Below are 3,050 nucleotides of genomic sequence, written 5' to 3' on the forward strand. Positions count from 1 at the left end.
AAGTAATCAACAAGCAGTTGTCACGCGCAGGCTCTATCCTTTCAGGAGCAGCTCGCGCAGGATGTTTAGCGGTTTGTGCTAGGCCCCAGGTCTGGTAGCAGCCGAGTAAGTGGACAGCCCAAATAAAGCGAATGCTTTCGGTGCTCGTCCAGCGGTAAAGGGCATTTGCCCCGCACCAACTGAAGCAAGAGGAAGATTCCCATGCCACGTCGTCGCGAAGTACCCAAACGCGAAATCCTGCCGGATCCCAAGTTCGGCAATGTCGATCTGTCCAAGTTCATGAACGTCATCATGGAATCGGGCAAGAAGGCTGTTGCAGAGCGCATCATTTACGGCGCCCTGGAACAAGTCGAAAAGAAGGTCGGCAAGGATCCCCTGGAAGTGTTCCTGGTGGCCTTGAACAACGTCAAGCCTATGGTCGAAGTGAAGTCACGCCGCGTTGGCGGTGCGAACTACCAAGTTCCCGTGGAAGTTCGTCCTGTCCGCCGTATGGCTCTGGCCATGCGCTGGCTGAAAGAGTCGGCTCGCAAGCGTGGCGAAAAGTCCATGTCTCAGCGTCTGGCCAATGAGTTGCTCGAGGCCGCAGAAGGCCGCGGCGGCGCCATGAAGAAGCGTGACGAAGTTCACCGCATGGCCGAAGCCAACAAGGCGTTCTCGCACTTCCGCTTCTAAATCCCCTCGAATCGGCCGCCTCGGGTTTCTACTGACCCGTTGGCGGCTCCTGCCTTTTGGAGTGACAACATGGCACGCAAGACCCCCATCGAGCGCTATCGCAATATCGGTATCTCGGCGCACATCGATGCTGGCAAGACCACGACGACCGAGCGCATCCTGTTCTACACCGGTGTGAACCACAAGATTGGTGAAGTGCACGATGGTGCGGCCACCATGGACTGGATGGAGCAAGAGCAAGAGCGCGGCATCACGATTACCTCGGCTGCCACGACCTGCTTCTGGAAGGGCATGGACGCCTCGCGCCCCGAGCACCGCATCAACATCATTGACACCCCCGGACACGTGGACTTCACCATTGAAGTCGAGCGCTCGATGCGCGTCCTGGACGGTGCTTGCATGGTGTACTGCGCCGTGGGCGGCGTGCAGCCCCAGTCGGAAACCGTCTGGCGCCAAGCCAATAAGTACAAGGTGCCTCGCCTGGCCTTTGTCAACAAGATGGACCGTACCGGTGCCAACTTCTACAAGGTCGTCGACCAGATGCGCGCTCGCCTGAAGGCGAACCCCGTCCCCGTCGTCCTGCCGATCGGCGCCGAAGAAAACTTCAAGGGCGTGATCGACCTGATGGTCATGAAGGCCATCTACTGGGACGAAGCGTCCCAGGGTATGAAGTTCGACTACCGTGAGATCCCTGCTGAACTGCAGGCTGAAGCTCAGAAGTGGCGCGACAACCTGGTTGAAGCCGCAGCCGAGTCGAACGAAGACATGATGAACAAGTACCTGGAAACCGGCGAGCTGAGCGACGCCGAGGTCCTGCAAGGCATCCGTGCCCGTACGCTGGCTGCTGAAATCCAGCCCATGTTCTGCGGTACCGCCTTCAAGAACAAGGGCGTGCAGCGTATGCTGGACGGCGTGCTGGACTTCATGCCTTCGCCCGTCGACGTTCCTCCTGTGCCTGGCACCGACGAGAACGACCAGCCGACGACCCGCAAGGCCGACGACAACGAAAAGTTCGCCGCCCTGGCTTTCAAGCTGATGACGGACCCCTACGTCGGTCAGCTGACTTTCGTGCGCGTGTATTCCGGCGTGCTGAAGTCTGGCGACTCGGTCTTCAACCCCATCAAGGGCAAGAAGGAGCGTATCGGTCGTATTCTGCAGATGCACGCCAACCAGCGTGAAGAAATCTCGGAAATTCTGGCCGGTGACATCGCTGCTTGCGTGGGCTTGAAGGAAGTCACCACGGGTGAAACTCTGTGCGATCCCGACAGCATCGTCACCTTGGAAAAGATGGTGTTCCCCGAGCCCGTGATTTCGCAGGCTGTGGAACCCAAGACCAAGGCCGACCAGGAAAAGATGGGTATCGCCCTGGGCCGTCTGGCCAAGGAAGATCCTTCTTTCCGTCTGCGTACCGACGAAGAATCGGGTCAGACCATCATTTCCGGCATGGGCGAGCTCCACCTGGAAATCATTGTTGACCGCATGAAGCGCGAGTTCGGTGTGGAAGCCAACGTGGGCAAGCCGCAAGTGGCTTACCGCGAAACCATCCGCAAGACCGCAAGCGACGTCGAAGGCAAGTTCGTTCGTCAGTCCGGTGGTAAGGGCCAGTACGGTCACGTGGTTCTGACGGTTGAGCCGCAAGAGCCGGGCAAGGGCTTCGAGTTCGTCGACGCCATCAAGGGCGGTGTGGTTCCTCGCGAATTCATCCCCGCCGTTGAAAAGGGCATCATCGACAGCCTGCCTAACGGCGTGCTGGCCGGCTTCCCGGTGGTGGACGTCAAGGTCACGCTGACCTTCGGTTCCTACCACGAAGTGGACTCGAACGAAAACGCCTTCAAGATGGCCGCTTCGATGGGCTTCAAGGACGGCTGCCGCAAGGCTTCGCCGGTGATCCTGGAGCCGATGATGGCTGTGGAAGTCGAAACGCCTGAAGACTACGCAGGTAACGTGATGGGCGATCTGTCCAGCCGCCGCGGCATGGTGCAGGGCATGGACGACATGGTCGGCGGTGGCAAGGTCATCAAGGCCGAAGTCCCCCTGTCGGAAATGTTCGGCTACTCGACGACTCTGCGTTCCGCAACGCAAGGCCGTGCAACGTACACCATGGAGTTCAAGCACTACAGCGAAGCTCCTAAGAACGTTGCTGAAGCCATCATCACCGCACGCGGCAAGTGATGGATTTGAGAGGATGAGGGTCTCAGGGCCGTTGTCCTCTCACTTCGTTTGAATTGAATCGTCTTCGTGAGGCTCTTCCCGTTTGCCAGTCGGCGGGAATCAAAGAGTGCACGGAAACGCTAAACCCCCAGACTGGCTCATGTTCTTTTTGGAGTAAACCAAATGGCAAAGAGTAAATTTGAGCGCACCAAGCCGCACGTCAACGT

The 3,050-nt window shown here is 58.5% G+C and carries 2 protein-coding genes; both read left to right on the plus strand.

The window, feature by feature from the left end; translation table 11 throughout:
• The first annotated feature begins 201 nt into the window (after nucleotides 1-201).
• Nucleotides 202-672, plus strand: a complete 471-nt coding sequence (rpsG, locus tag DBR47_RS24260) for a 30S ribosomal protein S7 (protein ID WP_102766012.1) — start codon at nucleotides 202-204, stop codon at nucleotides 670-672.
• Between the two features lie 69 nt (nucleotides 673-741).
• A complete protein-coding gene (fusA, locus tag DBR47_RS24265) occupies nucleotides 742-2,844 on the plus strand; it encodes an elongation factor G (RefSeq protein ID WP_124455052.1) in 2,103 nt (700 codons plus the stop codon).
• The last annotated feature ends 206 nt before the right edge of the window (nucleotides 2,845-3,050 follow it).

This window comes from Paucibacter sp. KBW04 (assembly GCF_003852425.1).
GTDB lineage: Bacteria > Pseudomonadota > Gammaproteobacteria > Burkholderiales > Burkholderiaceae_C > Paucibacter_A.